This window comes from Nocardia rhamnosiphila NBRC 108938 (assembly GCF_000720425.1).
Classification (GTDB): domain Bacteria; phylum Actinomycetota; class Actinomycetes; order Mycobacteriales; family Mycobacteriaceae; genus Nocardia; species Nocardia rhamnosiphila.
On the sequence record NZ_JOAJ01000047.1, the window covers coordinates 1 to 2,323 of the forward strand.

1 pseudogene is annotated in these 2,323 nt (G+C 67.2%); it reads right to left on the reverse strand.

Annotated elements, in window-relative coordinates:
• Positions 1-2,323, reverse strand: a pseudogene (locus IG75_RS38780) (non-ribosomal peptide synthetase); the annotation flags it as partial.

Below are 2,323 nucleotides of genomic sequence, written 5' to 3' on the forward strand. Positions count from 1 at the left end.
ACAGCCATCGGAATGTTGTAAGCCGCCGACCGACCATCGAACCGGTTCAAGAACCACATACGCTGCTGCGCCAACGACAACGGCACCCGCTCCGGCCGCGGCTTCGCCACCAACGCCTGCCGCCCACCCGAACCGGCATGCTGCTCCACCCGCACCGCCAAACCGGCCACCGTGGACGCCTCGAACACCATCCGCACCGGCACGCGCGAAGAAATCGTCGTCGGCGCCGCGGCGCCCGGAACTCCTGCACCTCGAACACCGGCTCCGGCAACGCCCTACGGTCGAGCTTGCCGTTGGCATTCAACGGCAACGCCTCGAGCTCCACGAACACCGACGGCACCATGTACGACGGCAACCGCTGCCCGAGCTCGGACCGGATACCCGCTGTATCCACTCCCGCATCCCCGGTGGGCACCACATACCCGACCAGGCGATCCCCGGTCTGCGAATCCGACTTCGCCGCCACCGCCGTCTGGGAAACCCCCGGCAAGGCCAGCAACGCCGCCTCGATCTCACCCAGCTCGATCCGGAAACCACGAATCTTCACCTGGAAATCCGTGCGACCCCGATACTCGAGCTCGCCCGCACCGTTCCAGGCGACGAGGTCGCCGGTGCGATACATCCGGGCACCGACAGTGAACGGGTCCGCCACGAACCGATCCGGGCTGTTCCACTGCGGCACACCGATCGGCACCGACACCACATCGGCACCGGTCACCCGATGGGTGGTGACCGAGACCGCCGCCTCGGTCGGACCGTACAGGTTGAACAACCCGGCGCCCGGCGAACGGGTGAGCACCTTCTGCGCTGTCGTTACCGGCAGGGCCTCACCGATCGCCAGCACCCGCCGCACCGACTCCGGCAACCCGGCGCCGGTGTCCAGCAAGGCGTCCAGCATCGACGGAACCACCGTCAAAGTGGTGACCTGCTCGCGGTCCATCAACCCGTTCAGGTACGACGGGTCCCGATGCCCGTCGGCTTCGGCGATAACCATCCGGCCGCCGGACACCGCCGCGGTCCAGAACTCCCACACCGACAGATCGAACGTCGCGGCCGTCTTCAGCAGGATCGCATCCGTGGTATCCAGCCCGAACTCGGCAACGATGTACCGCAACTGGTTCACGATCGCCGCATGCGGCACCGCGACACCCTTCGGGCGACCCGTCGAACCCGACGTGAAGATCACATACGCCGTATTCGACGCCCGCAACGGTCGAGGGCATCCAGGGCCACCACGGATGCGGTGGCGATACCGGATTCGGCGCCGATCTCGATATCACCGGTGGTCAGCACGCAGACCGGTGCCGCGGTGTCCAGGATGTAACCGGTCCGCTCGGCCGGCTGATCCGGATCCACCGGCACATACGCGCCGCCGGCGGCGGCGACCGCGTACATCGCCACGACCAGGTCCACCGACCGCCGCAACGCCAATCCGACCCGATCCTGCGGACCGACGCCCGCCGAGATCAGGTACCGGGCCAACCGGTTGACCCGGGCGCCCAGTTCCGCATACGTGATCCGTGCACCGTCGGCGGCCACCAGGGCCACCGCATCGGGCGTGGCCGCGACCGTGGCGTCCAACAGCGATGCCAGCGTCGACGCCGGCTCCAGCTCCCGATCGGTCTCGTTACGCTGCGCCAGCGCCGCTCGCTCGGCCGGGGCCAGGATCTCCAGCTCGCCGACCGCCGTCTCCGGCGCCGAAACGATCTCACCCAGCAACCGCAGGAAACGATCCACGAACTCCTGCGCCGTGGACCGATCGAACAGATCGGTGGCAGGACAGCGCCAGGTTCTGGAACGAGAAACCGACCTGGAACAACGGATTCCGCGCCGTGGACCGCGCCGGGTTGAGTACCTCCACCAGCCGCTCGAACGGCACATCCGCATGGGCGAACGCCGCGATATCGACCTCACGCTGGCGACCGAGCAGATCCGCGAACGACTCACCACCATCGACCTGTGTCCGGAACACCAGGGTGTTCACGAACATACCGATCAGATCGTCCAGTGCCCGCTCACCACGACCCGCCACCGGCGTACCGATCGTGATGTCATCGGTCCCCGAAAGCCGCGACAACAACACCGCCAGCGCCGAGTGCACAACCATGAACAGCGTGGCGTTCTGCTGCCGGGCAACCCGCTGCAAACCGGCATGGACATCCGCATCGATCGTGACCTCGACCCGGCCACCGGCAAACGACTGCACCGCCGGCCGCGGCCGATTCGACGGCAGATCCAACTGATCCGGAATACCCGCCAGCATCGACTGCCAATACCCGACCTGCTGCGCCGCGATCGACTCCGGATCGGCCTCATCACCCAG